The following is a 25,804-nucleotide window of genomic DNA, read 5'->3' on the forward strand; positions in this document are numbered from 1 at the left end:
GGCGTTAGAGGGCGTTGAGGCTCTTGCGCAGGGCATCGATGAAGAACGCCACTTCGGTTTCCGTCCAGGTGAGCGACGGGCGCAGCTTGAACGTGGCACGATATTCGCCCGACGTGCCCACCAGCACGCCGTTTTCGCGCATCCGTTCCACCAGCAGGCGCGCCTGGGCCGGCGCCGCGGTGCGGGCGGCACGGTCGGTGACGAACTCCAGCGCCGTCAGCATGCCGCGTCCGCGCACGTCGCCAATCAGGGCAAAGTGCTGCGCGAGCGTGCGCAACTCTGCCCGCAGCAAGTCTCCAATGTGGTTGGCGCGGGCGATCAGGTCTTCCCGCTCGATCACGTCCAGCACGGCTTGGCCCGCCGCGCAGGACACGCTGTTGCCGCCAAACGTGCTGAACACTTCGCAATCGGCATAGAACGCCTGCCACAGGTCGCGCCGTGTCAACACCACGCCCAGCGGATGGCCATTGCCGACCGGCTTGCCCAGCGTGATCACGTCAACCTGGTCCAGGCCCTGAGTGGCAAATCCCCAGAAGCTGCCCATGCGGCCGAGCCCGGCTTGCACCTCGTCGGCAATCACCAGCGCGCCGGATGCGCGCGCGGCACGGGCAAGGCCTTGCATATAGCCTTCTGGCTGGCCGGGCACGCCGTTGCTGGTCAGCGCGGTGTCAATCATCAGGAACGCCGGCTGGTGGCCGGCTTGGGCCAGCGCTGCCACGGCCTTGGCCCAGCTTTCCGCCGGATCGGGCGCCACGCCGCGATAGAGGTCGGGCGGGGGCAGGCAGGCCACATGCGCGGGCGGCGCCTTGGTGAGCGGGGAAAGCTCTACCGTGGTGGCCGTGATCCCGTGATACGCGCCTTGCATCACCACGGCGCCGGTGCGCCCGGTGGCAAAGCGGGCAATCTGTGCGGCCACGTCGTTGGCCTCGCTGCCGGAATTGACGAACGAGCAGACATCGAACCCGGCCGGTGCCTTGGCCAGCAGCGCCTGGGCATAGGAACCAGGGCTGTCGGCCAGATAGCGCGTGTTGGCGTTGAGCGCGGCAGCCTGGCGCGCGATGGCGCGCACTACGGCCGGGTGGCAATGGCCCACCTGAGGCACGTTGTTATAGGCGTCGAGATAGTGCGTGCCATCCGCGCCGATCAGCCAGGGACCTTGTCCACGGGTAAGATGCAGCGGCGTTTCATAGAAGTGCCAGATCTTGCCAAACGCCGCGTCCCGCTGCGCGAGCAGGTCGGTGCGCGCGGTTGCCGGATCCGGGGCCAGCGCGGGCACCGGAAAACCGCAGGCCCGGCGCAGCGCGTGGGTTGCGGCCTCGCGGCCCACTGCCAGCAACTTGGCCAGCATCGCACCATGCTTGCGCCCGCCGCCCAGATGCGCATCGGGCGTTTCGTCTGCCGGATCACGCCGGGCATTGGCTACCAGCACGGTGTTGACCAAGCGCAGGCAGCACATATCGAACACCAGGTCGATTTCCGCTTCTTCCAGCGGATAGACCGTGTCAAAGCCCTGCGTCACCTCGGCCAGGATAACCAGCGGATCGGCGCTTTCATCGGGAAAACAGTCTGCCGCCGTCACCAGATCGGCCAGCAGCGCACCATAAAGCATGTCGCCGAAATCGATCACGCCCACGATGTTTGCGGGCTGTGCCGGATCGACCAGCAGGTTGCCCATGTGCGCGTCCTGATGCACCACCTGGTGGCGCGTGCGGGCGAGCGCCGGATAGATGCGGCTGTCGGCCTCGGCCAGAACCTGGGCGCATTGCGCGCGCAGGGCCGGATCGGCAATGCGGGGCAGGGCCGGGGCCAGCGCGGTCACCCGCGAAAGATCCCAATCGTGCCGGTTGCTGGCTGCATGAGGATGGAAATAGCCACGCAACGCCAGGCTCAACCGCGCCACGAAGGCGCCCGTGGCGCGGCGCAGTGCTGCCGGATCGGTGCAGTCCGCAAAGGCATCCTGGGCGATCCTGCCGTCGAGATAGGTCAGGATGCGCAGGATGTGCACCGTGCCATCATCGGCGGTAATCGTCGTGCGCCTGGCGCCGGCAAGCGTGGGCACCATCCGTGGCACCGCCAGTTGCGGGTCGATCCGCGCGATATGATCGAGCGCCCCGATCTGGAAATCCACCGTGGCGGGTTGCTCCATCCGGTGCGACAGCTTGACCACGTAATCCGATCCAGCGTCACCGGTGAGATGCCAGGTCTGGTCCCGCTCCGAGTTGATCGCACGCCACTGGCCGCGCAATCCCCACTCGGCGTGAACCCGCTCCTGCACCTGTTGCAGCGGAAAGGCTGGCGGAATGGCGTCGAGTGCATCATGAACTGCCAATCCTGCCACCGTATCGTCCCTGCCGCTGCTCCGTCCTCGCCGTCTGCATAGGGCCTTTGCATCTGAGATCGCAAGGGCATTGTGGTTGCGGAGACAGGCCAGGCAGCTAAAGCGGGAAGGCAACCTGATCGTATCACGGGAGAATGTGGGCCATGGCCAGCCATGCAGACCGGGGCAATGCTGCCACCATCACCGATGCGCAGCGCCTGCGCGCGATCCTGGCCGGGTCGGCCGGCAATCTGATCGAATGGTACGATTTCTATATCTACGCCTTTACCGCGCTCTATTTTTCGGCGGAATTTTTCCCGGAAAGCAACGCGCTGGTTCAGGTCATGGCGACCAGTGGCATCTTTGCCGTGGGCTTTCTGCTGCGCCCGATCGGCGGTTGGTATTTCGGCCGCTTTGCCGATCGCCACGGGCGGCAACGGGCCATGGTCGTCTCGGTGCTGATGATGGGGCTGGGCGCCCTGCTGATCGCGGCGCTGCCGACCTATCGCCAAGTGGGGATTGCCGCGCCCGCGCTGCTGCTCCTGGGACGGATGCTCCAGGGCTTTTCCACCGGCGGGCAATATGGCACGGCGGCCACTTACCTTAGCGAGATCGCCGGGCGCGGGCGGCGCGGGTTCTGGGCCTCGTTCCAGTATGTCACGCTGATTGGCGGGCAACTGCTGGCCACGCTGGTGATCCTGGCCTTGCAACATCTGTTGGGCGAGGGCGCGATGAAAGCCTATGGCTGGCGCATCGGCTTTGTCATCGGCGCGGGCGGTGCGGCGCTGATCCTGTGGCTGTCGCGGCACATGCACGAAACCGGGCAGGCCGCGCAAGGGCGGGCCGGTGCCGGCACCCTGCGCGAACTGTTCGCCCATCACACCCGCCCGTTCCTGCTGGTCATGGCGCTCACGGCGGGGGGCAGCCTGTCGTTCTATACCTTCACCACCTATATGCAGAAATACCTCGTCCTGACCGTGGGCATGACCAAGCCCGACGCAACCTTGCTGATGACGGTAGTGCTGGTGGCGTTCATGCTGATCCAGCCCGTCATGGGCGCGCTGTCAGACCGGATCGGTCGCCGCTCCAACATCGTGCTGTTCGCTGCGCTCGCCATGGCGCTGACCGTACCGATCTTCACCGCGCTGGCGGCAAGCCGCAGCGCGTGGGTGGCCGGGCTGCTGGTCATGGCCGGCCTCGTGATCAACAGTTTCTACACCTCGGTCAGCGGGCTGTTCAAGGCAGAGCTATTTCCAGTGCACGTCCGCGCGCTGGGCGTGGGCCTCGCCTATGGCGTGGGCAACGCACTGTTTGGTGGCACTGCGGAAAACGTGGCGCTTGGCTTCAAGCAGATCGGCCATGAAAGCGGGTTCTATTGGTATGTTACCGTGCTGGCCGCTGTTGCCTTGGTCGCGGGCCTGATGCTCAAGGACACGCGCCGGGATGATCCGCTGGCGTAAGGCCACGCGCCATCGCGGCAGGCAGTTCGGCCGCCAGAAGCGCAATGAAATCGGTGACCTTGCGCGGCACCAGGCGGCGGCGTGGGTGCATGGCCCAGACGGCTTCCTCGGTGGCGCGGAACGCCTCCAGCACGGGCTCCAGCCGCCCTTGGGTCAAGGCAGCCGCCGCATAGAAATCCGGCACCTGGCAAATACCCAGCCCGGCCACCGCCGCCGCCGTCACCGCCGGGCCATTGTTGCAGCGCCAGCGGCCCTGCGGCTGATAGGTCGTTTCCGCGCGATGGCGGCGGAAATGCCAGACATCGGCCGATCCGACCAGGCAGTCGTGGTGATCCAGTTCTTCGATCTCGGCCGGGCGGCCGCGCTGCGCGAGATAGGCCGGCGCGGCGCAGGTCACCAGGTTGCGCCCGCCCAGGTGATGGGCCGCCAGGCGCAAATCGCCCTGCGGCCCGGTGCGGATCGCCACATCAAACCCCTCGGCGACGATATCGACCACGCGGTTGCTGAAATCGAGCGTCACGTCGAGCCAGGGGTTGGCCATGGCGTGGCGCAGCGCCAGCGGGGCGATGAAGTATTCCCCCAGTGCCGTGGGGCAGGTGATGCGCAAAGATCCGCGCAGACCGGTATCGCCGCTGGCCACGGCCAGCGCTGCATCGCGCTCGTCGATGATGCGCCGCGCGCGCTCGGTCAGTTCGCGCCCGGCCGCCGTCAGCGAAACCTGGCGCGTCGTGCGGTGCAGCAGGGTGGTTCCAGTGCGGTGTTCCAACTGGGCAATCGCCCGGCTAACGTGCGAGGTGGAACGCCGCAGCTTGCGCGCAGCGGCCGCGAAAGTGCCGTTTTCGGCAATCGCGACAAGTTCTTCCAGCCCATCCCAGTCCGACATGGCATTATCCCAAGCAAGCAACGAACTTTTGCGCAAATGCGCTCTTTGTGCCTGCCATGCAATGATGTAGGCCACTGCGATCGATAAGGAGGATACCTTCATGAAGACCCGTGCCGCCGTGGCCTTTGAGGCCAAGAAACCGCTTGAGATCGTTGAACTCGATCTCGAAGGCCCCAAGGCGGGCGAGGTGCTGGTGGAAATCATGGCCACTGGCGTGTGCCACACCGACGCCTACACGCTCGACGGGTTGGACAGTGAAGGCATCTTCCCGTCGGTGCTGGGCCATGAAGGCGCCGGCATCGTGCGCGAGGTTGGCCCCGGCGTCACCAGCGTGAAGCCCGGCGATCACGTGATCCCGCTCTACACGCCGGAATGCCGCCAGTGCAAAAGCTGCCTTTCGGGCAAGACCAACCTGTGCACCGCGATCCGCGCCACGCAGGGCAAGGGCCTGATGCCCGATGGCACCACGCGCTTTTCCTACAAGGGCCAGCCGATCTATCACTACATGGGCTGCTCCACGTTCTCCAACTTCACCGTGCTGCCCGAAATCGCGGTGGCCAAGATCCGCGAAGACGCCCCGTTCCAGACCAGCTGCTATATCGGCTGCGGCGTGACCACGGGCGTGGGCGCGGTGGTCAACACTGCCAAGGTCCAGGTGGGTGACAATGTCGTGGTGTTCGGCCTGGGCGGCATTGGCCTCAACGTGATCCAGGGCGCGCGCCTGGCTGGCGCCGGCAAGATCATCGGCGTCGACCTCAATCCCGAGCGTGAGGAATGGGGCCGCCGCTTCGGCATGACCGACTTCCTCAATTCCAAGGGCCTGAGCCGCGAGGAAACCGTGGCCAAGGTCGTGGAAATGACCGATGGCGGCGCGGATTACACGTTTGACGCCACCGGCAACACCGAAGTGATGCGCACCGCGCTGGAAGCCTGCCACCGTGGCTGGGGCACCAGCATCATCATCGGCGTGGCCGAAGCGGGCAAGGAAATTGCTACCCGTCCGTTCCAGCTGGTCACCGGCCGCAACTGGCGCGGCACGGCGTTCGGCGGCGCCAAGGGCCGCACCGATGTGCCCAAGATCGTCGACTGGTACATGCAGGGCAAGATCGAGATCGATCCGATGATCACCCACGTCATGGGCCTGGAAGAGATCAACACCGCGTTCGACCTGATGCACGCCGGCAAGTCGATCCGCAGCGTCATCGTGTTCTGATCGCACGCCTCAATAGTGCTGCAAGGGGCGGCCGGGCATCATTGCCCGGCCGCCTTTTTTCATTGCGCTTCAGGCAGCTGCCGGTACTGACTCGGCGCGGATCTGCGCTTCCAGCAGGCGTCGCACCCGCAGCGCGCCATTGTCCACCCGCGCGCTGATTTCCCGCGGCAGTATGGTGCCCGATCGCAGGACTTGCTCGATGGCGGTGATCGCGGCCACGTCTTCAGGCTGAATGCGTTCGCCCATGGCCAGGTTCATCGCGCTCAACGCCCGGTTGTCGGAGCCGAAATCGCGGGTCGTCGCCACGAAGTAGTGGAGCCGGCCGGGCATGGCCGGCGTGATCATGTGGATGAAGTTCTGCGTGCCGAGTGCCTGCCCCGTTGCATGGTCACTGATCGTGCCACCAGTGCGGATAAGACACGGACCCCAGTATTCGGCATCGAATTCCTGGTCGACAGCGCCTTCCTGCCCGGGGAACTGCGCGCGGATCATCGGGTTGGCTGGCATGCTGACAGCCTTGCGCCGCACGGTCAGCCGGTCACCGTCCTGCACCACATCCACAGGCAGCGCGGCCACCTTTTCACCACCGGGGATGGTCTGGCTGTGGATGAACGTCACATGGCTGAGATCGAGCAGGTTCTCGATCAACAGGGTATAGCGCGCCTCGATCGTCACCATCTTCTGGTAATCCACCGTCCACCCTGACCCGCCCAGACCGATGCGATCGTGATCGGGCAGGAGAGCGGGGTCTACGCGGTCAGGAGCGCCGGTCCAGACCCACACCATGCCGCCGCGCTCCACCGCCGGGTAGCGCCGCAGGCTGGCGTGGCCCGGTACGCCGGACTGGCTCGGCACCTTGTGGCAGGCCCCATCGCTACCGAACGTGAAACCGTGATAGCCGCACTGCACGGCGTCACCCACCAGGCGGCCCATTTCCAGAGGAAACGCGCGATGTGGGCATATCCCCGATAGTGCCACGGCTGTGCCATCTAGCGTGCGATAGAGCAGCACCCGCTCGCCCAGAATGTCGCGTGCCATCAGGCTGCGGCCGATTTCGGCGCCATAGGCCGCAACCCACCATTGTTCGCGCGGATAGGGTTGATCGACGGTGAGCGGATAGGCGGCGTGAACCATGGCAGCATTCTCCCGAGGTGTGCTTAGATCATCTTTGTCGCGCGACAAACTATGTTTGTCAATTGACCAAAACTGTTCAAGCCGGCATGACATGGTCATGACCACGCGCGCATCTGCCAAGGCCCGCCGCCCGCAACGGTATGACGGGGCCGACAATCGCCGTGCCGTGCTGGATGCAGCGCTGACGGTGTTTTCAGAATTGGGCTTCGAGGCGGCGAGCACCCGCGCGATTGCTGCTGCTGCGGGCATCGAACAGGGGCACCTGGCCTACTATTTCCCATCCAAGGCGGCGCTATGGCAGAATGTGGTGGAAGCCTTTGCCCACGAGGGCGAAGATCTGCTGCGCGCGGCTTTGGAGGGTGACGATCTGGAGCGGCCCGCCGAAACCGCCGCACGCGTGCTTCCTGGGCTGCTGCGCGTATTTGCCCGCAACCCGCGCCTTACCCGATTGATGCTGCAGGAATTTTCGGTGCATTCGCAGCGTCACGATTGGGTGGTGGAAACCTTTGGTGCGCCGGTCTGGCACTTGCTTGAGCCGTTGTTTGTCGCGCTGCGTGCCAAAGGGCTGCTATCGGGCGCACCACCGGCCGTGGCCTATTTCAACCTGGTCGGCGCGGCGCTGATCACTTTTGGTAACCATGACCTGATCAAGCGCCTGGCTGATTGTGACACGCGCGCGGATGCCATGATCGACGCGACGATTTGCTATATCCTGGGGCCGGTGCTGTCACCGGCCCCAGCGATCGCTCAGAACTTGAGCGTTCCGCGCACGCCATAGGTGCGCGGTGGGCGCATCTGGTTGTAGATCACGCCGGGCTTGCCTGGGCTTTGCGTGGAATTGGCAAAGACCAGCGCGTTTTCCAGGTTGTTGACAAAGCCGGTGATCGCCAGCGAACCGGGCGCATTTTCCCAGGTCAGCCGCGCGTTCGACATCATGTAGGCGCCCTGGCGGCCCAGATCGAGATAGTCGATCGAAAGATAGCGCGAGCTTTCCACGCGGGTGTCAACCGCCGCGATGATCCGGCCGGCGCTGCCCATGTCGAACGTATGGTCATACCCCGCATTGACCACCCAGCGCGGCGCATTGACCAGCGACTTGCCCGAGCAATCGACGTTGTAGATGCGCGCCGCCGCACTCGCGCCCATCAGTGCCGTGGGCGTGATCGCGCAGCCCACCACGGGCGCGGGCCCAGTGGTGGAGTAGGCCTTGTACTGCAGGCTGTCATACGTGGCGTGCAGGTATTGCACGTTGAGCGAAAACAGGTCGTTGCGCGTGGGTTGCCACAGCACTTCGGCTTCTGCGCCATAGAGCTTGGCCGCGCCCGCGTTTTCCGTGGCGAATACCGGGCCATAGATCGCGCCGGCCGGCGTTGCCGCCACCTGCACGGGCGCAAGGTGGGAAATCTGCTGGTCGCGATAGTCCCAGTAGAAACCTTCGACGTTGACCTGCAGGGTATTGGCAAAGAAGCGGTTCTTGGTGCCGATGGTGTAGGCCGTCAGCCGTTCGGGGCGCGAATAGTTCTGCCCCAGCGCGGAAAACAGGATGCCCGATTTGAAGCCGGTGGACACGGTTGCATAGAGCAGCGAATGCGGCCCGGCATCGAATTCCATGCCGGCCTTCCACGTTACCTTGCTGAAATTCACATCGGTGGTGGCATTGGTCGTCAGGTCGAGGACGATCGGCGTGAAGTTGGGATAGGCCGGGGGCACGAACCCGACGAAGGGATAGGTGTGCGCTTCGGTCTGCTGCGTCTTGGTATCGTGGGTATAGCGCAGGCCGCCGGTCAGCCGCCAACGCGGGGTCAGTGAATAGGTCGCCTCGCCAAACACGGCATAGCTGTCCGTACCCAGGTTGGAATTGATCCGCGTGCCGTTGTTGCCCTGGTCGAAGAACTGCTTCGCCTTGACGCTTTCGGTGAAATAATAGCTGCCCAGCACCCACTTGAGCTGGGCATTCTGGTTGCCCAGACGCGCTTCGAGCGACATCTGGTCAGACTTTTCCGTCACGTCGATCAGGAAGCTGGACGAGTAGTTGACAAAGTCGAGGTCAGTGCGCCGCCACGCCGGGATGACCGTGAGCTTGGCAAAGCCCAGATCGGCATTCACCGTGACCAGCGCGCCGTAATACTTGTTGTTCTGATAGCCATCGCCGCGCGCGATGATCTGCGGCACGGGCGCGGTGGGCGCGCGTGACAGGTATTCAGCGAGGACACGCGGATCGCTGGGGCCAAGGCGGTCTTTGCCCGCCAGCAGCGGCATGATCGTGCCGCCCAGGCCCTTGCCGCCAACATCGCCATAATCGACCATCAGGTTGGCGTTGAAGCCGTCGCCGGTGTCAAAGCGCAGTTGCCCGCGCACGGCGGTCGTGTCCTCGTCGTCATAGCCGTCGCTGTAATAGCCGTCATGCTGGGCATGCTGGGCCGAAATGCGCAGGGCTGCCTGGCTGCCGAGCGGCAGGTTGATCGCGCCCGATGCCTTGATCGCGTTGTAATTGCCGTATTCCCCGGTGACGAAGCCGGATGCCTCGCCCAGCTTGGGCTTTACCGTGATCAGGTTGACCGCGCCGCCCGTGGCATTGCGGCCATAGAGCGTGCCCTGTGGCCCCTTGAGCACTTCCATCCGCTCAAGATCATAGAACAGCGCCGCCGGGGCAGCGGGGCGCGACAGGTAGACGCCGTCGAGGTTGAACGCCACGCCCTGTTCGGCAAAGGCATTCGCCCCGAACGTGCCGATCCCGCGCAGATAGATCTGGGTGAACGAGGCCGCCGGCGCTACCTGCAGTGCCGGGACCAGGCGGGTCAGGTCATCGGCGCGCGTCACGCTCTGCTTGGTCAGCACGTCACCGGCCACGGCGCTGACCGGAATGGCCGCGCGCTGAAGGTTTTCGGTGCGGCGCTGGGCGGTCACCACGATTTCGGCAAGGCCAGCCTGCGGTTGTTCCGGCGCGGCGGCAGCAGGTGGCTGCTGGGCTGGTCCATCTGGCGATTGGGCCGATGCGGCGTGGGCAGCGGCCGGCATGGCAATCGCTGCGGCCAGGGCCACGATCGATACCGCGGGGCGAATGTCGAAGTGCAAGATGCCTCTCCCTCTTGTGCTTTTTATGGGCGCAAGCATCGCCACCGCCTTGCCATAATGGAAATGATTTGTTTTTATCGGTTTCGATTTGTCAGAATTATGGTGTGCAATGCGCTTCAAGGGACTCGATCTCAATCTGCTGGTTTGTCTCGATGCGCTGCTCGATCTGCGCAACGTCACGCGCGCCGCCGAGCATCTCAGCCTCAGCCAGCCGGCGATCAGCGCGGCGCTGTCCCGGCTGCGCACGTTCTTCGCCGATCCGCTGCTGGTGCAGAACGGCAAGCGCATGATGCCCACGCCATTTGCCCTGCGCCTGCAGCCGGCCATCCGCGCCATCCTCAACGATGTCGATGGCCTGGTCGGCAGTTCGCCACATTTCGATCCGGCCACCAGCACGCGCGATTTCCGCATCTGCCTGTCAGACTATCTAGCCAGCGTTTTGCTGGCGCCGCTGCTGCCGCATCTGGCGCGGGTGGCGCCGGGCGTGGGGATCGACGTGATCCCGCTGAGCGACGATGCCACGCAGCGGCTCGATCGGGGCGAGATCGACCTGCTGCTGACACCGGAAAGCTATGTCAGCGACGAACATCCCGCCGAACTGCTGTTTGAAGAACACCACGTGGTGGTCGGCTGGCGTGACAATCCGGTCATGGCCAAGCCGATCGATGTGGAAGCGTTCGTGGCCGCCGGGCATGTGGCGGTGGAGATCGGGCGGTTCAACCGCGTGTCCTTTGCCGAAAGCTATATGCGCGCCCAGGGCATCACGCGGCGGGTGGAAGTGCGGGTTTCCGGCTTTACCATCATTCCCGAACTGCTGGTGGGCACCACGCGCCTGGCGGTGATGCATGCGCGCCTGGCGGCCAAGGCGGCCCGGCATTGGCCCGTGTCCGTTTCACCACTGCCCTTTGCCATGCCGCCCATGCTGGAAATGGCACAGTTCCACCGGGCCCGCGCCGAAGACGCCGGCCTGCGCTGGCTGATCGATGCATTTCATGATGTGGTTCGCTGCGAAGGGGATGGACCGGCCACCGCGTTGCTGTAACACGGGCCGCATAGGAATGCGTGCCTGGGGGAGAGAAGCGCAGATGACCAATGCAGACCTGCATATCCGCCGCGAAACGGCGATCAGCATGGTGATCAATACCGTGCTGAGCGGTGTATTTTTCCTTGCCGTATTCGGACTGCACGGGCCGGTGCCGATCTGGGGCATGGGCCACTACGTCTTCGATTTCGGGCCGCAGGCCTTTGCCGTGGCGTTCATGAGCACGCTGGTGCCCGGTGCCCTGTCGCGCAAGGCCCTGCGCGCCGGCCGCGTGGCCTCGCGCCCCAGCGCGCTGCGCCTGCCGGGCAACCTGCTGTTGCGCGGGCTGATCCTCGCGGTGCCTTCGGCCATGCTGGCATTGGCTGGGGCCGCCGCCGTGTGCCTTGCGCTGGGCCTTGCGCAATTGCCGTGGTCCGTGGCCCTCGCCGCAAAGCTTGGCTTTGGCGCCGTGCTGGCCCTGGTGATCACCCCCATCGCCCTGCGCGCCACCCTGGCCGAGGCCCTGGGCTGACGCGCAAGGGTGCCTGGGTTCAGACCATGGCCATCAGGCTGGCATTGCCGCCGGCGGCGGTGGTGTTGATCGACAGGCTCACTTCTTCGACCAAGAGATCGAGCGGGTAGGCGCCTGTCGTATCGGCGGCGTGCAGGGCCACGATCATGCCCTCGCGCGCGGCCAGCGCCTCTGCCGCTGCGCGTGCCGGCGCACCGACATGTTCGACCAGCGCGGCTGCCAGATCATCGACCGGTTCGCTGCGGGCAAAGCCGATCCGCGCGGCCAGCGCCGCCGGAAAATCGGCGGGCAGGGCAGCAAGCGGCGCGCCGGGCATGATCACGGCGTGGTTGCCCGTGGTCAGCGCCGCGCCCAGCTGTCGCCACAGCCCAGCGGTGGTCGTGGCATAGAGCGCAATGCGGCCGCGCGGCGCCAGGCGATAGCGGTTGCTTTCCCCCACCGGGCCGGCGAGTTCCACGTCGACGCCCAGCTTGCTGCGCGCGGCATCGTGGCGCACGGCGCGGGCGGTTGCGGCCTCGCCATGCTGGTCCAGCCAATCGGCCAGTATGGCCGCCTCAGGCCCCGGTTGCCCCAGCGCGCCAGCCAGAACGGGCGGGTTGCCCGTGGCGCCGCGCACCAGTCGCGCCAGATAGAGCGGGCCACCCGCCTTGGGTCCCGTGCCCGAAAGGCCCCGGCCGCCGAACGGCTGCACGCCAACCACCGCGCCGATGGTGTTGCGGTTGACATAGAGATTGCCCGCTTCCACCGCCCGCGTCACCCGCGCCACGGTATCATCCAGCCGGGTGTGCAGGCCAAAGGTGAGGCCATAACCGGTGGCGTTGATCTGCGCGACGAGACGATCCATGTCGCGCGCGGCAAACCGGACGACATGCAGCACGGGGCCAAACACTTCGCGACCAAGGGCAGCAAGGCCAGGAATCTCGATCAGCGTCGGCGTCACGAACGTGCCGTTGGCGCACTGATCGGGCAGGGGCAGGCGGTGCACCCGCGCGCCGCGCTCGGCCATGGCTGCCACGTGTCCCTCGATCCCGTCGCGCGCCTGCGCGGTGATCACCGGCCCCACATCGGTTTCCAGCGCATCGGGATTGCCGACAGTCAGCTCTGCCATCGCGCCGCGCAGCATCGCCAGCGTGCGATCGGCCACGTCTTCCTGCAGGCACAGCACGCGCAGCGCGGAACAGCGCTGGCCCGCGCTATCAAATGCCGAGGCGATGACATCGGCCACGACCTGTTCGGCCAGGGCAGAGGAATCGACGATCATCGCGTTCTGCCCGCCGGTTTCGGCGATCAGCGGGATCGGCCGGCCGCTCGCATCGCTGCGCGTGGCCAAGGTGCGCTGGATAATCCGCGCCACTTCGGTCGATCCGGTAAACATTACCCCCGCAACGCCTGGCGCCTCCACCAGCGCAGCGCCGATCGCGCCATCGCCGGGCACCAGATGCAACACATCGGCGGGAATGCCGGCGGCATGGAACAGGCGCACCATTTGTGCCGCGATCAGCGGCGTTTCCTCGGCCGGCTTGGCCAGCACAGGGTTGCCCGCCACCAGCGCGGCGGCAATCTGCCCGGCAAAGATCGCCAGCGGAAAGTTCCACGGCGAAATGCACACCACCGGCCCCAGCGGGCTGGTATGGGCCAGGGTGCTGCGCGCCTGCACCGCGTAATAGCGCAGGAAATCGACCGCCTCGCGCACTTCGCCCACGGCATTGGCGGCAGTCTTGCCGGCCTCGCGCATGATCAGGCCCATCAAGGCGCGGCCTTCGTCTTCCAGCAGGCAGGCGGCGCGTTCCAGCATCGCCGCGCGCGCGGCCACCGGGGTAGTTGCCCACATCGGCGCGGCGGCCTGGGCGCTGGCCACGGCGGCTTGCGCACCTGCGGCGTCCAGCGGCCAGACTTCACCCACGATATCGCGGTGATCGGCCGGATTGCGCACCGCCTCGCCCGTGCCAGGTTCGCCAGGCGTCCCTGCCTGCCATGCGCGTTCCGTGCTCGCCATCAGGCGCGGCGCAAGATCGGCCAGGATCGCTTCATCGGCCAGGTCGAGCCCGCTCGAATTGCGGCGATCGGCAAAGAGCGCGGCGGGCAGGGCCACCGCCGGGTGGGGCGCGCCGGGATCTGCCTGTGCCGTCACCACCGCCACCGGATCGGCCACGAGTTCGTCAATCGAGACAGCCGGATCGTTGATGCGGTTGACGAACGAGGAATTGGCCCCGTTTTCCAGCAGGCGCCGCACCAGATAGGCCAGCAGCGTTTCATGTGTGCCCACCGGGGCATAGACGCGGCATGGGCGGTTGAGCTTGTCGGCGCCGACGACCTGGTCATAGAGCCCTTCGCCCATGCCGTGCAGGCACTGGAACTCATAGTCGCCCATCGTGAAATCGGGTCCCGCCAGGTGCAGCACGGTCGCCACCGATTGCGCGTTGTGGGTGGCAAATTGCGGGAACACCACGTCGCGCGCGGCCAGCAGCTTGTGTGCGCAGGCGACATAGGCAAGGTCGGTATGGACCTTTTGCGTATAGACCGGGAAATCAGCGAGGCCATCGACCTGCGCGCGCTTGATTTCGGCATCCCAATAGGCGCCCTTGACCAGCCGCACCATGATACGCCGGCCCGCGCGCCGCGCCAGGTCGACGATCCAATCGATCACGAACGGGCAGCGCTTCTGATAGGCCTGCACGACAAAGCCCAGGCCATTCCACCCGGCGAGGTCGGGATCGGTCGCCAGGCTTTCCAGCAGGTCAAGCGACAGTTCCAGCCGGTCGGATTCCTCGGCATCGATGTTGAGGCCGATGTCATGGCCCTTGGCCATCACGCACAGCGCCTTGACGCGCGGCAGCAGTTCGGCCTTGACCCGCTCGGCCTTGGCCCGGGCATAGCGCGGATGCAGCGCCGACAGCTTGATCGAGATGCCCGGGCCCCCATGGATGCCGCGCCCGGCGCTGGCCTTGCCGATCGCGGTGATCGCCTGCTCGTACGACGCGTTATAGCGATCGGCATCGGCGGCGGTCATCGCCGCTTCGCCCAACATGTCGTAGGAAAAAGCAAAGCCCTTGGCCTCGCGCGGGGCAGCACGGCGCAATGCTTCCTCGATGGTTTCGCCGGTGACGAACTGTTCGCCCATCATGCGCATCGCCGCGTCCACCGCGCGGCGGATCACCGGCTCGCCCATCCGCGCGATCAGGCGAGTCAGGCTGGCGCCGAGGCCGGCCTCGTCCTCGGCCTGGACCAGGCGACCGGTCACGAGCAGGCCCCACGAGGCGGCATTGACGAACAGCGGGCGATCCTTGCCCACGTGGCCGCGCCAATCACCAGGCGCGATCTTGTCACGGATCAGCGCATCGCGCGTGGCCACGTCGGGGATGCGCAGCAGCGCTTCGGCCAGGCACATCAGCGCGACCCCTTCCGGGCTGCTCAGCGCATATTCCTGCACCAGCGATTGCACCGCGCCGGGGCGGGCATCGGCGCGTAACTGGCTGATCAGGGCGCTGGCCGTGGCCGCGATCGGCGCGCGCAGGTCTTCCGGCACGGTCGCTTGCGGCACAAGCGCTGCAATGCAGGCCCGCTCGCTGCGACGCGTGGCGGCGGTGATCGCCTGGCGCAGCGGGGTTTCCCCGGCGAGCGGGGCGAAGAAGCGGGCGAACGGGCGGGGCGCGGGCTGATCCATACGGCCATGGTATCATGACGTACGCAGGCCATTGGCCCAATCTTGCCAGACGCTCAGTCCAAATGGCCTGAATACGATACTGCAAACAGGCCGATTTCAACGTCTCGGCAGATGGCTGAGGCTGTTACGACTGACAGACGCCGCACCGGCCTAGTGGAGCTAACATTTGCCTGGTCTGACTGAATACGCGCCGGGGAGCCTGTAAGCCGGGTTCTGTCGCACCGACGGTATCCCACGTGTGGACCGTATCGGCACGGGCAGCCATTCCTCTTGGCGACCTGTTGCCAGGCCGCTCTAGCAACCAACCCGGGCAACTGGCGCGAAACACGCCTGCATCCACGAGGGATGCGCGTTGCCCCTATTCGGTCTTGCTCCGGGTGGGGTTTGCCTTGCCGCTTCCGTTGCCGGTCGCGCGGTGCGCTCTTACCGCACCCTTTCACCCTTGCCCAAGGCTTGAAAAGCCCTGTCGGCGGTTTGCTCTCTGTGGCACTTTCCCTTGCCCGGCTTGCACCGGGCCGGCGGGCGTTACCCGCCACCCTTGTCTCGTGGAGCCCGGACTTTCCTCGGCATCAGACGAAGTGATGACGCGGCTGCCCGGCTCCCCGGCGCGAAGCGGTCACCTAGCATGGCCCAGATCGCGCGCCAACAGCAGTTCGAACAGCAATGCGCCGATTTGTCCATCGACCTCGCCGTCGATCTTGTGTGGCCGCCAGCGCCGCTGGAATGCCGCAACGGCTGCTTCCTTGTCGCTGACATCATAGCCAAAGCGTTCCAGCGCCAGGAAAAACGCGCCTTCGTTGTCATACAGCAGGCGCATCTTGGGGCGGGGGCGGGGAAGGGTCAGATTATAGCGGGCCAGCATGTCCCAATCGAACAGTTCGCCCGGATCGGTCTTGCGGGCCGGCGCCACGTCGGAATGGCCCACCACGTTGGCGCGCGGAATATCATGCCGCCGCATGATATCGCCCAGCAGCGGCACCAGCGCCTCCATCTGGGCATTGGGGAAGGGGCGATAGCCAAACTCGTGCCCGGGATTGACCAGTTCGATCCCCACGCTGGCGGAATTGACATCGGTGATCCCGCGCCAGAAACTGCGCCCGGCGTGCCAGGCACGCTTGGCCTCGTCCACCAGGCGGATCACCGTGCCGTCTTCATCGATCAGGTAGTGCGCCGAAACCTCGGCAGCCGGGTCTTTCAGGCGCTCCAGCGCCTCGGCCGCGCTCTGCATGCCGGTATAATGCAGCACGATCATCGTTACCGGCAGCCGTCGCTCGTTGAAATTGGGCGACGGCTCCTCGCGATGGACCAGCCAGCGGTTCATGCGGCGCGGCGGTCTGTCAACGAACCGGCAGCACGGCGCCCAGCACCAGGGCGTCGGCGGCAACATGGGTCTGGAAACCACCGCCCAGGCTCTGCGCCAATTGATACAGCATGGCGGCCGGCGCGGTGCGGCTGGACAATTCGGCCGGCGGCAGCGTGCCGGCCAGGGCCTGGGCGACCAGCGGATCGAACGCGATGCGCGGCCCGCTGGCGCGGATCACCAGCTCGGTCGCGCCATTCCGCACTTCGCCGGCGATATCCAGGCTGCCGCCACGCACCAGCGCCTCGATTCCGATCAGGGACAGGTTCAGCAGCGTTTTCACCGCCGCCTTGGGCAGCATGTCGTCCGCCAGGGCCCAGGCCACTGAAATGCGCGGATTGACTGCAACCAGCGCATCGACCAGCGCGCGCGGTTCGGCCACGGGCACCATATCGCCAAAGCCGCCAGCAGCACCGAACGCCAGGCGGAAAAAGCGCAGCTTGTTGGCCGAACTGGTGGCGCTCTGCTCCAGCAATTCCATGCACTTCTGCCGCATTTCCGGATCGCGTTCCTCGGCCAGCAGTTCCAGCCCGTTGGTAAGCGCGCCCACCGGGCTCAACAGGTCGTGGCAAAGCCGCGAGCAGAGCAGGCTGGCGAGATCAAGCGTGGCAATGGTCATGGCAGATTGGGAAGCCTTCCGGGGTATGCAATGCGTCGGGATTGGCTGCTGCTGCATCCTCTCCCCAGCAATGCGCCTTAACCGTCTGCGACGTGATAGGAAAGCGCCTGAAATACAGATGGCGCATCGCGCCACAGGCTCACCTGTCCCTGCGCCACGATTGCCCATATCCTGCCATCGCCCGCCGCCTGGGCAGAATCGGTGACAGAAGGACGCGCCAAACCATTGGGATGCGAATGAAAATAGCCGATCAATGCCGGCCCACCGGCACGCGCGGCGCGGTGCGCGGCGATCAATCCGACCGGATTGATCTCGAAATGATGCGACGGATCTGGTGCCACATTGGTGCATTCCTGCGCCAAGGCGATATGATTTCCATGCCCGAGCAAGAGCCCGCATGCCTCCCGAGGGTGCGCCCGCGCCGCTGCGTCGAGCATGGCGGTAAGGGCGGCGGGGGATAGGGTCATATCAAGCGTTGCGCTGGCGCCCTTCGACAAGCTCAGGGCGAACGGCGTTTGGGTGACAACAACTTCATTATCCCCCCCTCCGTTCGGGCTGAGCCTGTCGAAGCCCCCTGGCTGAACCCCACTGCCTTGCCGATTGCGCGCCAAAGCCTTCAACCGATCCCGGTCACCGTCGATCAAAGCCTGCTTCTTGGCCCGCGACCAACCCTTGATTCGCAACTCAGCGGACAACGCCTCGTCTCGCGTGGCAAAGTCCTGCTGCCAGACCAGTCGGACGGGGCGGCGCTTTGCCGTATAGCCGCTTATGCCGTGTTGGTGCTGCGCCATGCGCGCCTCCAGATCGTCTGTATGCCCAGCATAAAACGATCCGTCGGCGCAGAGCAGCAGGTAGGCATGAAAGGCCATAGCGCTGTGAGATAAGGGGCCAACCATACTTGGTCTATCCCTATCGCCTACCCCCTTGTTCCCATGCCAAAGAATACCCATATCCTCAATCCAATGGGGGAATTAGACGACATTCTGACCGGCACGATCGCCGCGCCCGGCCGCCTTGACAAGGCTCTGGCCGACGCCAGCGGCCTGTCGCGCGAGCGGGTCAAGGCGCTGCTCGACGAGGGGCGCATTACGCTGGATGGGCAGGGCGTTCGCCAGGCCTCGCTCAAGGTTGCCGCTGGCGCTGCATTCGTCGTGCGCGTTCCCGCCGCGGTCCCGGCAGAGGCGGTGGCGCAGGATATTCCGCTGTCGGTCACCTACGAAGACGATGCCTTGATCGTGGTGGATAAGCCGGCCGGGCTGGTCGTTCACCCGGCCGCCGGCAATCCCGATGGCACGCTGGTCAACGCGCTGCTGCATCATTGCCGCGGGCAGCTTTCGGGTATCGGCGGTGTGGCACGGCCAGGCATCGTACACCGGATCGACAAGGATACCTCCGGCCTGCTCGTGGTGGCAAAGAGCGATGCCGCGCACGAGGGGCTGGCCCGCCAGTTTGCCGATCACTCGATCGTGCGCGCCTACAAGGCGGTTACCGCCGGCCGGCCCATGCCCGCTGCTGGCACGATCCGCGGCGCGATTGCGCGTTCGGTGCACGATCGCAAGAAGATGGCCCTGGTCGATGATGGTCGCGGCAAGCATGCCGTCACGCACTATCGCACGCTTTCGCCGCTCGATGGTGCGGCCCTGGTCGAATGCCGCCTGGAAACGGGGAGAACCCACCAGGTCCGCGTTCACCTTGCATCAATCGGCCATTCGCTATTGGGTGATCCTGTCTATGGACGCGCACCCGCACGAATTCGCCCCATTCTGGCCCGTATCGGTTTTGCCCGACAGGCGCTGCATGCGGCAGAATTGGGTTTCATTCACCCGATTAGCGGTGAAGCGCTCCATTTCACCAGCTCGACGCCCGTCGATATGACGGAACTGATTGTCGAACTGGGCGGTTCTTGAGCTTGATCATGGTATAAATCGATTACTGTGTACCAAAAGGATGTGTGGCCCCACCGGGGAATGCTCGCTAGAGGTTCTTCATCGGGGAACTGACGCGACGAAAGGATGTGTTCAGGTGAGCAACAAGACAGCAGTGGCCAAAGCCCCCGCGACCGTTCCGGCCTTGGGCGGGGAAGCTAGCCTCAACCGCTATCTCTCTGAGATTCGCAAATTTCCGGTGCTTACGGCTGAGCAGGAATACATGCTCGCCAAGCGCTATCAGGAACATGCCGATCCTGAAGCCGCAGCGCAGCTGGTGACAAGCCATCTGCGACTCGTGGCCAAGATCGCCATGGGCTATCGCGGATATGGCCTGCCCGTGTCCGAGCTGATTTCCGAAGGGAACATCGGCCTGATGCAGGGCGTCAAGAAGTTCGAGCCCGATCGCGGCTTCCGCCTGGCGACGTATGCCATGTGGTGGATCAAGGCCTCGATGCAGGAGTTCATTCTGCGCTCGTGGAGCCTCGTCAAGATGGGCACCACCGCTGCGCAGAAGAAGCTGTTCTTCAACCTGCGCCGCATGAAGAAGAACCTCGAGGCGTTCGAAGACACCGACCTGTCGCCCGAAGACGTCAAGAAGATCGCCACCGACTTGGGCGTGCCCGAGCAGGAAGTGATCAACATGAACCGGCGCATGATCATGGGTGGCGATGCCAGCCTGAACGTGCCGCTGCGCGAAGACGGCGAGGGCACTTGGCAGGATTGGTTGACCGACGATCGCCCCTTGCAGGACGAGACGGTGGCCGACGCCGAGGAAGCGCACTATCGCCACGACATGCTGGTCGAAGCGATGGGCAGCCTCAACGATCGCGAGCGTCACATCCTGACCGATCGCCGCCTGGTAGATGACCCCAAGACGCTGGAAGAACTGAGCCAGGTCTATAACGTCAGCCGCGAACGCGTGCGCCAGATCGAAGTGCGCGCCTTTGAAAAGCTGCAGAAGGCGATGCAGCGCATCGCCGGCGAACGGCACTTGCTGCCGGCAAGCTGATTGATTTGAGCATGATGGAAAAGCCCGGTTGTCCAGAGGGGTGGCCGGGCTTTTTTGTTGGCATTCGAGATTGCGTGGGGCCTCGGATCAAGTCCGGGGCGATGATTGTGGGATCTCATTCGTCAGTTTGAAGTCTCCCGTCGCCCCGGACTTGATCCGGGGCCCTACGCGAGGTTTGCCCCTCAATGAAAATCCCGTGATCTCGGCAACACCCGCACCTGCCGCGGATGCCGTGCCAAGGCGGGATCGGGCGCTGGCACTCCACCATCCTCTTGCAACTCTGCCAAAGCAGCACTGGCATCATGAACGCAAGACACCATCAGGTGCACCACGCCTTCCTTGCTGCGTTGCACCTCTCCATCGATCACCATGAGCCGCGCCGCCATGACAGGGCGCCGCTGCTTCTCGAAATCGCGGGCCCACATCAGGGCATTGACCACGGCGGTTTCATCTTCGATCGTAATGAAAATGGCGTTGCCCTTGCCGGGCCGTTGCCGCACCAGCACCACGCCGGCCACGCGCACTTTCTGCCCATCCTTGCCAGCATTGACTTGCGCGCACGATAGCACGCCCTCCCGGACAAAACCGGCGCGCAAGAACTGCATCGGATGGCCTTTGAGCGAAAGCCGCTGGGTCTGGTAATCGGCCACGACTTCTTCGGCCAGGGGCATGGCGGGCAGGGCGGCATCGGGTTCAGCCGCCAGTTCGGGCGCATCCAGCGCGGCAAACAGGGGCAGTTGCCTGGGCGGCACGCGGCGTATGTCCCAGCCAGCCTGGCGCCGATCGCGGCCCAGAGAGACCATGGCATCGGCATCGGCCAAAAGCGCCAGCGCGCGCGGCGGCAGTTCGGCACGGCGCGCCAAGTCTTCGGGAGAGGCAAACACGCCAGCCAGGCGGGCGCGCACGATCGCGGCGGCCCATTCTTCCTTGAAGCCATCGATCATCCGCAGGCCAAGCCGCAGGGTGCGAGCATCATCCAGCGTGCAATCCCACCAACTGCGGTTCACATCGGACCCATGCACCTCCACGCCGTGTTCGCGCGCATCGCGCACCAGTTGGGCCGGCGCATAGAACCCCATGGGCTGGCTGTTGAGCAGGGCGCAGGTGAAAACCCCGGGGTAATGGCATTTCAGCCATGACGAGACATAGGCCAGCCAGCCAAAGGCCTGGGCATGGCTTTCGGGAAAGCCGTATTCGCCAAAACCCTTGATCTGTTCAAAGCAGCGCTCGGCAAAATCGGGCGGATAGCCGCGCGAAACCATGCCGGTGATGAACTTCTCCTGGTAATTGGTGACCGTGCCATGGTTGCGGAACGTGGCCATGGCGCGGCGCAGGCCATCGGCCTCGGGCGGGGAGAAGCCGGCGGCCACGATGGCCAGCTTCATCGCCTGCTCCTGAAACAGCGGCACGCCCAGGGTTTTTTCCAGAACCTCTTGCAATTCGCCTTTCGGGCCGGGGTACTCCACCTTCTCTTCGTCATTGCGGCGGCGCAGATAGGGATGAACCATGCCGCCCTGGATCGGCCCCGGTCGCACGATCGCCACCTGGATCACCAGGTCATAGAGCTTGCGCGGTTTCATCCGGGGCAGCATCGCCATCTGCGCGCGGCTTTCCACCTGGAACGTGCCCACGCTGTCTCCCCGGCACAGCATGTCGAACGTAGCCTTGTCCTTGCGGGGGACGGTGGCCAACGTGAAGCGGCCCAGCCCGTGGCGCTCCATCAGGTCAAAGCTCTTGCGGATGCAGGTGAGCATGCCCAGCGCCAGCACGTCCACCTTCATCAGCTTGAGAACGTCGATGTCGTCCTTGTCCCATTCGATGAACGTGCGATCGGGCATGGCGGCATTGTGGATCGGCACCAGTTCATCCAGCCGGCTCTGGCACAGCACAAAGCCGCCGACATGCTGCGAAAGGTGGCGCGGGAACGTCAGCAACCGATCGACCATGTCGCGTAGGCGGGCGATCTCGCGGTTTTCAGGGTCGAACCCGGCCTGCGACAGGCGCTCTTCGGGCAGCGAGCCGCGCCCCCAACTGCCCCACACCGTGCCGGAAAGCCGCGCCGTGACATCTTCCGACAGGCCCAGCGCCTTGCCCACGTCACGAATGGCGCTGCGCTGGCGATAGCGGATCACCGTGGCGACGATCCCGGCGCGCTCGCGGGTGTAGCGGTGGTAGATATATTGCATCACCTCTTCGCGCCGCTCATGCTCGAAATCCACGTCGATATCGGGCGGCTCATGGCGCTCTTCGGAAAGGAAGCGAGAGAACAGCAGCTTTTCCTGAACCGGATCGATCGGCGTGATGCCGAGCAGATAACAGACGAGGGAATTGGCCGCAGATCCACGACCCTGGCACAGGATCGGCGGGGAAAGACTGCGCGCATAGCGCACCACATCGTGCACCGTCAGAAAATAATAAGCATAATTTTTTGAAGAGATTAGGCGAAACTCTTCATCCAGAACCTCTTGGTATCCAGGCGGCAGGCCATGGGGGAACTGGCGTGCTGCATTCTCCCGCACCAGATGTTCGAGCCAAGCCTGCGGGTTCCAGCCTTCCGGTACCGGCTCGTGCGGGTATTCATATACGATCTGGTCCAGCGTGAAATCGATGCAATCCAGCCAGTCGCGTGTCGCTTCCAGGGCCTCTGGGCACAGGGTGAAAAGACGGGCCATTTCGGCCGGCGGCTTGATATGCCGCTCGCCATTGGCGGCAAGGCGGCGCCCGGCGGCATGCACGGTGGTGCCAAGCCGCGTGGCCGTCAGCACGTCATGCAGGGGGCGGTCTTCGGGCACGGCATAGCGCGGATCATTGCTGGCAATCAGCGGCACGCCGGCGCTTTGCGCCAAGGCCATCCGCCGGGCAAGATCGCGGCCATCGGCCCCGGCACGCGGCATCGTGGCCGCCAGCCAGAGGTGGGGCGCAGCCTCGGTCAGGCGGGCGAGCAGATCGGCACTGCCGTCCATCGCGATCAGGGCCACGCCATCGGTATGGTCCAGCAGATCGGGCAGGGTAAGGTGGCACTCGCCTTTCTCCACGCGGCGATTGCCCATGGTGAGCAGGCGCGTCAGCCGCCCCCATGCCGCGCGCGTGGTGGGATAGGCGGCGATATCGGGCGTGCCATCGGCAAAGCACAGCCGCGCGCCAACCTTGAGGGCAAAGCCACCTGCCTTGCCGCCAATCTCTTGCCACGCGGCATGGGCACGCACCACACCGGCCACGCTGTTGCGATCGGCGATGCCGATGCCTTTCAAGCCCAGCGCATGGGCGCGCGCCACCATTTCCGCCGGATGGGCCGCCCCGCGCAGAAAGCTGAAATTGGTGGCAGCAACAGGTTCTGCAAAGAATGGAACCCCGGTCATGGAAACAACCCGTGGACATACCAGGCCGGCGTGGTTTGCGTGCCATAGAGGCCGCGCCGGAACACCCACAGGCGGCGGCCGCGCCCATCCTCGATCCGGTAATAATCGCGCGTGGTGCGCTCTGCGCCGGTGCCCATATGCCCGCCGCGCTGGCGCCACCATTCAGGCGCGATGCGCTCGGGCCCTTCGGCGTGGACCACTTCATGCACGGTGCCGCGCCAGCGCAGCCGCAAGGGCGGGCCATCGGGCACCCCGGCGATCACCTCGATCCCTTGCGGCGGATCGAACAGCAGCAGGGGGCGGGGCATGGCGGCAAGGGAAAACGAAACGGTTCCGTTCCATTTGGTGGCCGGGGCCTGAACCTGCGCCTGCTCGGGCATATGGCGATCGGCCGGGATCAGGCGCAGCACGGCATCCTGGCCCAATCGCACGCCTAGCCGATCGATCAGCGCCTGCAGATTGTCCTGGTTTTCCTCGGCCTGGTCCAGTCCGGTCTGTCGCGCAGCCAGGGGTTCGGCCCGCTTGACCGCCAGGGTGATGGCATCGAACCCGAAACCGGGATCGATCGGATCGGCCAGGCTGTCGATCCGCTCGCGCAGCAGGCGCACCAGCACCGGCGGATCACGCGTGGGCTGGCCGGTCTCCACCTGCAGGCGCCGCCGCGCGCCATCGCTGCGATGCAGGGTCAGGGCAAAGCGCCGCCCGCCCAACCGCCGTTGCTCCATCTGCGCGGCAACCTGGCGCAAGAGATCCTCGGCCACCTCGAGCACGTCATCGGTGCGGGCGATGGGTTCGGCAAAGCGTGCCTCGGCCCGGATCGGGGCCTGCATGGGTTGCGGGGCCAAGGGGGCAGCAACGTCTCCGGTCAACTGGCGCAGGCGCAGCACCACCCCTTCGCCAAAGCGCGCCGCCAGGGCCGGGGCCGGGCGTGTGGCCAGATCGCCCAGACGCTTGAGTCCGGCGCGGCGCAGTGCGCTGGCGGCCTCCTCGCTCAGGTCGAGCGCGGCCACTGGCAGGGCTGCCACATCCTCCGCGCGGCGTTGCGCCGGCGTGCCGTGACGGGCCAGGGCGCGCGCCGCGGCCGGATTGCAGGCGAGGGCATGGATCGTGGAAAGTGCTGTAATTTCAGAAGCCTTTTCCACCATATTGGCTTCCGATCCGAAGAGGTGCGCGCAGCCACTGATATCCAGCAGCAAACCATCGGGGGGATCGGGCATGACGCTGGGGGTCAGCGCGTGCATCGCCGTGGCCAGGTGCGCCAGCAGCGTGGCATCGGCGGCCGGATCATGGGGCAGGGTGAGCAGATCGGGGCAGCGGGCACGCGCATCAGCCAGGGTCATGCCAGGAGCCAGGCCATGGCAAGCGGCGTCGCGCTCTACCGCCATCAGGCGCAAGGCCTGGCCACTGCGCGCCACCAGGGCCAGCGGCACGCCTGCGGGCAGCGGGTCTGCCGATGTGGCCCTAACCCGCTCGCAGGGCAGCCAGGGGAAGTACAGCGCCAGATGGCGCCGCCTGTCCGTTTTCGCTCCGGTTGGAGGTGCCGGTGGTGTCCCGGAAACCGCCATGTTGTTCATCCCATTGCAAATGCCACGTTTGCCCCGCCGGCCCACCCCGCCAGCGCAGCGCCTCTACCGCCAAAGCCGGCAAGCCGGGCGGACGCACTTGCGCACCCGGTGGCGCTGCGAGGGGTTGGGACGGCGCACTGGCAACCTGCCAGCGGGTATGTGCGGCGCTGGGCTGCGCCTTGGCGGCATGGCGCAACAGCACGACCGGCGTTTGCGTGCGTTCGGCAGCCAGCACGAAGCGCCGGCTGGCCGTCAGGTCATAGCCTTTCAAGGGCCCCTCGCTTTCCAGCAAGACCAGCGCCAGGCCAGGGCAACGCGCGCCCTCCAGCCCAGCGCGCAGCAGAGTGGCGGCGTCGCCTGCCTCTACCAGCAGCAGCCGCGCCGGATCGATACCCAGCAGCATCAGTCCTTCACCGTAGAGCGCCAGCGACTGGCGCCTGCCACTGCGCACCATCAGCACGGTGCCACTGCGATTCGCCGCGCCCAGCCCCAAGGCAAAGGCAAGCCCCGCCGCGCGATCATCACCTTGCCCATGCACTTCATGCACTTGGCCCGCCGCCAGCATAGGCACGGGACGCTGCAAGGCCGGGCGCAGGCGCCAGGCCGGGGTGGTGAGGATCGAGGCGGAAACACTTTCCATGTTCCTATTATGTTCCATTTCTCAC

At 65.4% G+C, this 25,804-nt stretch carries 18 protein-coding genes and 1 other RNA gene; 7 read left to right on the forward strand and 12 right to left on the reverse strand.

What is annotated here, in order from left to right; all coding sequences use genetic code 11:
• Window positions 1-4: 4 nt before the first annotated feature.
• Window positions 5-2,338, reverse strand: a complete 2,334-nt coding sequence (locus tag C8K14_RS06900) for an aminotransferase class III-fold pyridoxal phosphate-dependent enzyme (RefSeq protein ID WP_133726774.1) — start codon at window positions 2,336-2,338, stop codon at window positions 5-7.
• A 143-nt stretch (window positions 2,339-2,481) separates the two neighbouring features.
• Between C8K14_RS06900 and C8K14_RS06905 the strand changes: the two genes are divergently transcribed.
• Complete coding sequence (locus tag C8K14_RS06905; RefSeq protein WP_166643333.1) at window positions 2,482-3,777, forward strand: MFS transporter; 1,296 nt, start codon at window positions 2,482-2,484, stop codon at window positions 3,775-3,777.
• Here the strand turns inward: C8K14_RS06905 and C8K14_RS06910 are convergent.
• The gene (locus C8K14_RS06910; RefSeq protein ID WP_107716158.1) at window positions 3,743-4,660 is read right to left on the reverse strand and encodes a LysR family transcriptional regulator; all 918 of its coding nucleotides are present in this window, start codon (window positions 4,658-4,660) and stop codon (window positions 3,743-3,745) included. The two genes, C8K14_RS06905 and C8K14_RS06910, sit on opposite strands and share 35 nt — an antisense overlap.
• 100 nt (window positions 4,661-4,760) lie before the next feature.
• Between C8K14_RS06910 and C8K14_RS06915 the strand changes: the two genes are divergently transcribed.
• Window positions 4,761-5,873: an S-(hydroxymethyl)glutathione dehydrogenase/class III alcohol dehydrogenase gene (locus tag C8K14_RS06915; protein ID WP_054131118.1), complete on the forward strand. Its 1,113-nt coding sequence runs from the start codon at window positions 4,761-4,763 to the stop codon at window positions 5,871-5,873.
• A gap of 69 nt (window positions 5,874-5,942) precedes the next feature.
• On the opposite strand, the gene C8K14_RS06920 is transcribed toward C8K14_RS06915, so the two are convergent.
• A complete protein-coding gene (locus tag C8K14_RS06920; RefSeq protein ID WP_158271881.1) occupies window positions 5,943-7,007 on the reverse strand; it encodes an aromatic ring-hydroxylating dioxygenase subunit alpha in 1,065 nt (354 codons plus the stop codon).
• Between C8K14_RS06920 and C8K14_RS06925 the strand changes: the two genes are divergently transcribed.
• Window positions 7,006-7,785: a TetR/AcrR family transcriptional regulator gene (locus C8K14_RS06925; RefSeq protein WP_107716272.1), complete on the forward strand. Its 780-nt coding sequence runs from the start codon at window positions 7,006-7,008 to the stop codon at window positions 7,783-7,785. The two genes, C8K14_RS06920 and C8K14_RS06925, sit on opposite strands and share 2 nt — an antisense overlap.
• Here the strand turns inward: C8K14_RS06925 and C8K14_RS06930 are convergent.
• Entirely contained in the window at window positions 7,755-10,082 is a 2,328-nt protein-coding gene (locus tag C8K14_RS06930; protein WP_233250941.1) for a TonB-dependent receptor, read from the reverse strand. The two genes, C8K14_RS06925 and C8K14_RS06930, sit on opposite strands and share 31 nt — an antisense overlap.
• A 109-nt stretch (window positions 10,083-10,191) precedes the next feature.
• On the opposite strand from C8K14_RS06930, the gene C8K14_RS06935 reads away from it, so the two are divergent.
• Together C8K14_RS06935 and C8K14_RS06940 are read left to right on the forward strand one after the other, a co-directional pair.
• Window positions 10,192-11,124 (forward strand): LysR family transcriptional regulator, encoded by a 933-nt coding sequence (locus tag C8K14_RS06935; protein ID WP_084390744.1) that lies wholly within the window; start codon window positions 10,192-10,194, stop codon window positions 11,122-11,124.
• Window positions 11,125-11,167: 43 nt separating this feature from the next.
• Window positions 11,168-11,635 (forward strand): hypothetical protein, encoded by a 468-nt coding sequence (locus C8K14_RS06940; protein WP_054131119.1) that lies wholly within the window; start codon window positions 11,168-11,170, stop codon window positions 11,633-11,635.
• 19 nt (window positions 11,636-11,654) lie between these two features.
• Here C8K14_RS06940 and putA read toward each other — a convergent pair whose 3' ends face one another.
• From putA to C8K14_RS23000, 5 genes are all read right to left on the reverse strand, one after another.
• The gene (gene putA / locus C8K14_RS06945; RefSeq protein WP_107716160.1) at window positions 11,655-15,299 is read right to left on the reverse strand and encodes a trifunctional transcriptional regulator/proline dehydrogenase/L-glutamate gamma-semialdehyde dehydrogenase; all 3,645 of its coding nucleotides are present in this window, start codon (window positions 15,297-15,299) and stop codon (window positions 11,655-11,657) included.
• Window positions 15,300-15,485: 186 nt separating this feature from the next.
• Window positions 15,486-15,905: RNase P RNA component class A (rnpB, locus tag C8K14_RS06950), an RNA gene on the reverse strand.
• A 10-nt stretch (window positions 15,906-15,915) separates the two neighbouring features.
• A complete protein-coding gene (locus C8K14_RS06955; RefSeq protein ID WP_107716161.1) occupies window positions 15,916-16,620 on the reverse strand; it encodes an N-acetylmuramoyl-L-alanine amidase in 705 nt (234 codons plus the stop codon).
• 16 nt (window positions 16,621-16,636) lie between these two features.
• The gene (locus C8K14_RS06960; protein WP_107716162.1) at window positions 16,637-17,278 is read right to left on the reverse strand and encodes a histidine phosphotransferase family protein; all 642 of its coding nucleotides are present in this window, start codon (window positions 17,276-17,278) and stop codon (window positions 16,637-16,639) included.
• Window positions 17,279-17,355: 77 nt separating this feature from the next.
• Window positions 17,356-18,147, reverse strand: coding sequence for a Mov34/MPN/PAD-1 family protein (locus tag C8K14_RS23000; protein ID WP_233250942.1), 792 nt, complete (start codon window positions 18,145-18,147; stop codon window positions 17,356-17,358).
• A gap of 93 nt (window positions 18,148-18,240) precedes the next feature.
• On the opposite strand from C8K14_RS23000, the gene C8K14_RS06975 reads away from it, so the two are divergent.
• Window positions 18,241-19,185: an RluA family pseudouridine synthase gene (locus C8K14_RS06975; RefSeq protein ID WP_022675465.1), complete on the forward strand. Its 945-nt coding sequence runs from the start codon at window positions 18,241-18,243 to the stop codon at window positions 19,183-19,185.
• A 115-nt stretch (window positions 19,186-19,300) separates the two neighbouring features.
• Window positions 19,301-20,215 carry an RNA polymerase sigma factor RpoH gene (rpoH, locus tag C8K14_RS06980; protein WP_022675464.1) on the forward strand — a complete coding sequence of 305 codons (915 nt, stop codon included), beginning with the start codon at window positions 19,301-19,303 and terminating at the stop codon, window positions 20,213-20,215.
• Window positions 20,216-20,397: 182 nt separating this feature from the next.
• On the opposite strand, the gene C8K14_RS06985 is transcribed toward rpoH, so the two are convergent.
• Genes C8K14_RS06985 through C8K14_RS06995 form a run of 3 tightly spaced genes read right to left on the reverse strand, consistent with a single transcriptional unit; the run spans window position 20,398 to window position 25,779 of the window.
• A complete protein-coding gene (locus C8K14_RS06985) occupies window positions 20,398-23,574 on the reverse strand; it encodes an error-prone DNA polymerase (protein WP_107716163.1) in 3,177 nt (1,058 codons plus the stop codon).
• A complete protein-coding gene (locus C8K14_RS06990; RefSeq protein WP_369974038.1) occupies window positions 23,571-25,148 on the reverse strand; it encodes a DNA polymerase Y family protein in 1,578 nt (525 codons plus the stop codon). Before C8K14_RS06990 ends, C8K14_RS06985 begins: the two co-directional genes overlap by 4 nt.
• Complete coding sequence (locus C8K14_RS06995; RefSeq protein ID WP_233250943.1) at window positions 25,036-25,779, reverse strand: ImuA family protein; 744 nt, start codon at window positions 25,777-25,779, stop codon at window positions 25,036-25,038. The genes C8K14_RS06990 and C8K14_RS06995 overlap by 113 nt, the downstream gene beginning before the upstream one ends.
• Between the last annotated feature and the right edge of the window lie 25 nt (window positions 25,780-25,804).

The sequence above is a fragment of the Novosphingobium sp. GV079 genome (assembly GCF_003058045.1).
In the GTDB taxonomy this organism is placed as follows: domain Bacteria; phylum Pseudomonadota; class Alphaproteobacteria; order Sphingomonadales; family Sphingomonadaceae; genus Novosphingobium; species Novosphingobium capsulatum.

Coding starts and splice junctions, on each gene's coding strand:
- C8K14_RS06905 (WP_166643333.1), top strand. CDS start 2,482: ATGGCCAGCCATGCAGACCGGGGCAATGCTGCCACCATCACCGATGCG.
- C8K14_RS06910 (WP_107716158.1), bottom strand. CDS start 4,660: ATGTCGGACTGGGATGGGCTGGAAGAACTTGTCGCGATTGCCGAAAAC.
- C8K14_RS06915 (WP_054131118.1), top strand. CDS start 4,761: ATGAAGACCCGTGCCGCCGTGGCCTTTGAGGCCAAGAAACCGCTTGAG.
- C8K14_RS06925 (WP_107716272.1), top strand. CDS start 7,006: ATGGCAGCATTCTCCCGAGGTGTGCTTAGATCATCTTTGTCGCGCGAC.
- C8K14_RS06920 (WP_158271881.1), bottom strand. CDS start 7,007: ATGGTTCACGCCGCCTATCCGCTCACCGTCGATCAACCCTATCCGCGC.
- C8K14_RS06935 (WP_084390744.1), top strand. CDS start 10,192: ATGCGCTTCAAGGGACTCGATCTCAATCTGCTGGTTTGTCTCGATGCG.
- C8K14_RS06940 (WP_054131119.1), top strand. CDS start 11,168: ATGACCAATGCAGACCTGCATATCCGCCGCGAAACGGCGATCAGCATG.
- putA (WP_107716160.1), bottom strand. CDS start 15,299: ATGGATCAGCCCGCGCCCCGCCCGTTCGCCCGCTTCTTCGCCCCGCTC.
- C8K14_RS06955 (WP_107716161.1), bottom strand. CDS start 16,620: ATGAACCGCTGGCTGGTCCATCGCGAGGAGCCGTCGCCCAATTTCAAC.
- C8K14_RS06960 (WP_107716162.1), bottom strand. CDS start 17,278: ATGACCATTGCCACGCTTGATCTCGCCAGCCTGCTCTGCTCGCGGCTT.
- C8K14_RS23000 (WP_233250942.1), bottom strand. CDS start 18,147: ATGGCCTTTCATGCCTACCTGCTGCTCTGCGCCGACGGATCGTTTTAT.
- C8K14_RS06975 (WP_022675465.1), top strand. CDS start 18,241: ATGGGGGAATTAGACGACATTCTGACCGGCACGATCGCCGCGCCCGGC.
- C8K14_RS06985 (WP_107716163.1), bottom strand. CDS start 23,574: ATGACCGGGGTTCCATTCTTTGCAGAACCTGTTGCTGCCACCAATTTC.
- C8K14_RS06990 (WP_369974038.1), bottom strand. CDS start 25,148: ATGAACAACATGGCGGTTTCCGGGACACCACCGGCACCTCCAACCGGA.
- C8K14_RS06995 (WP_233250943.1), bottom strand. CDS start 25,779: ATGGAAAGTGTTTCCGCCTCGATCCTCACCACCCCGGCCTGGCGCCTG.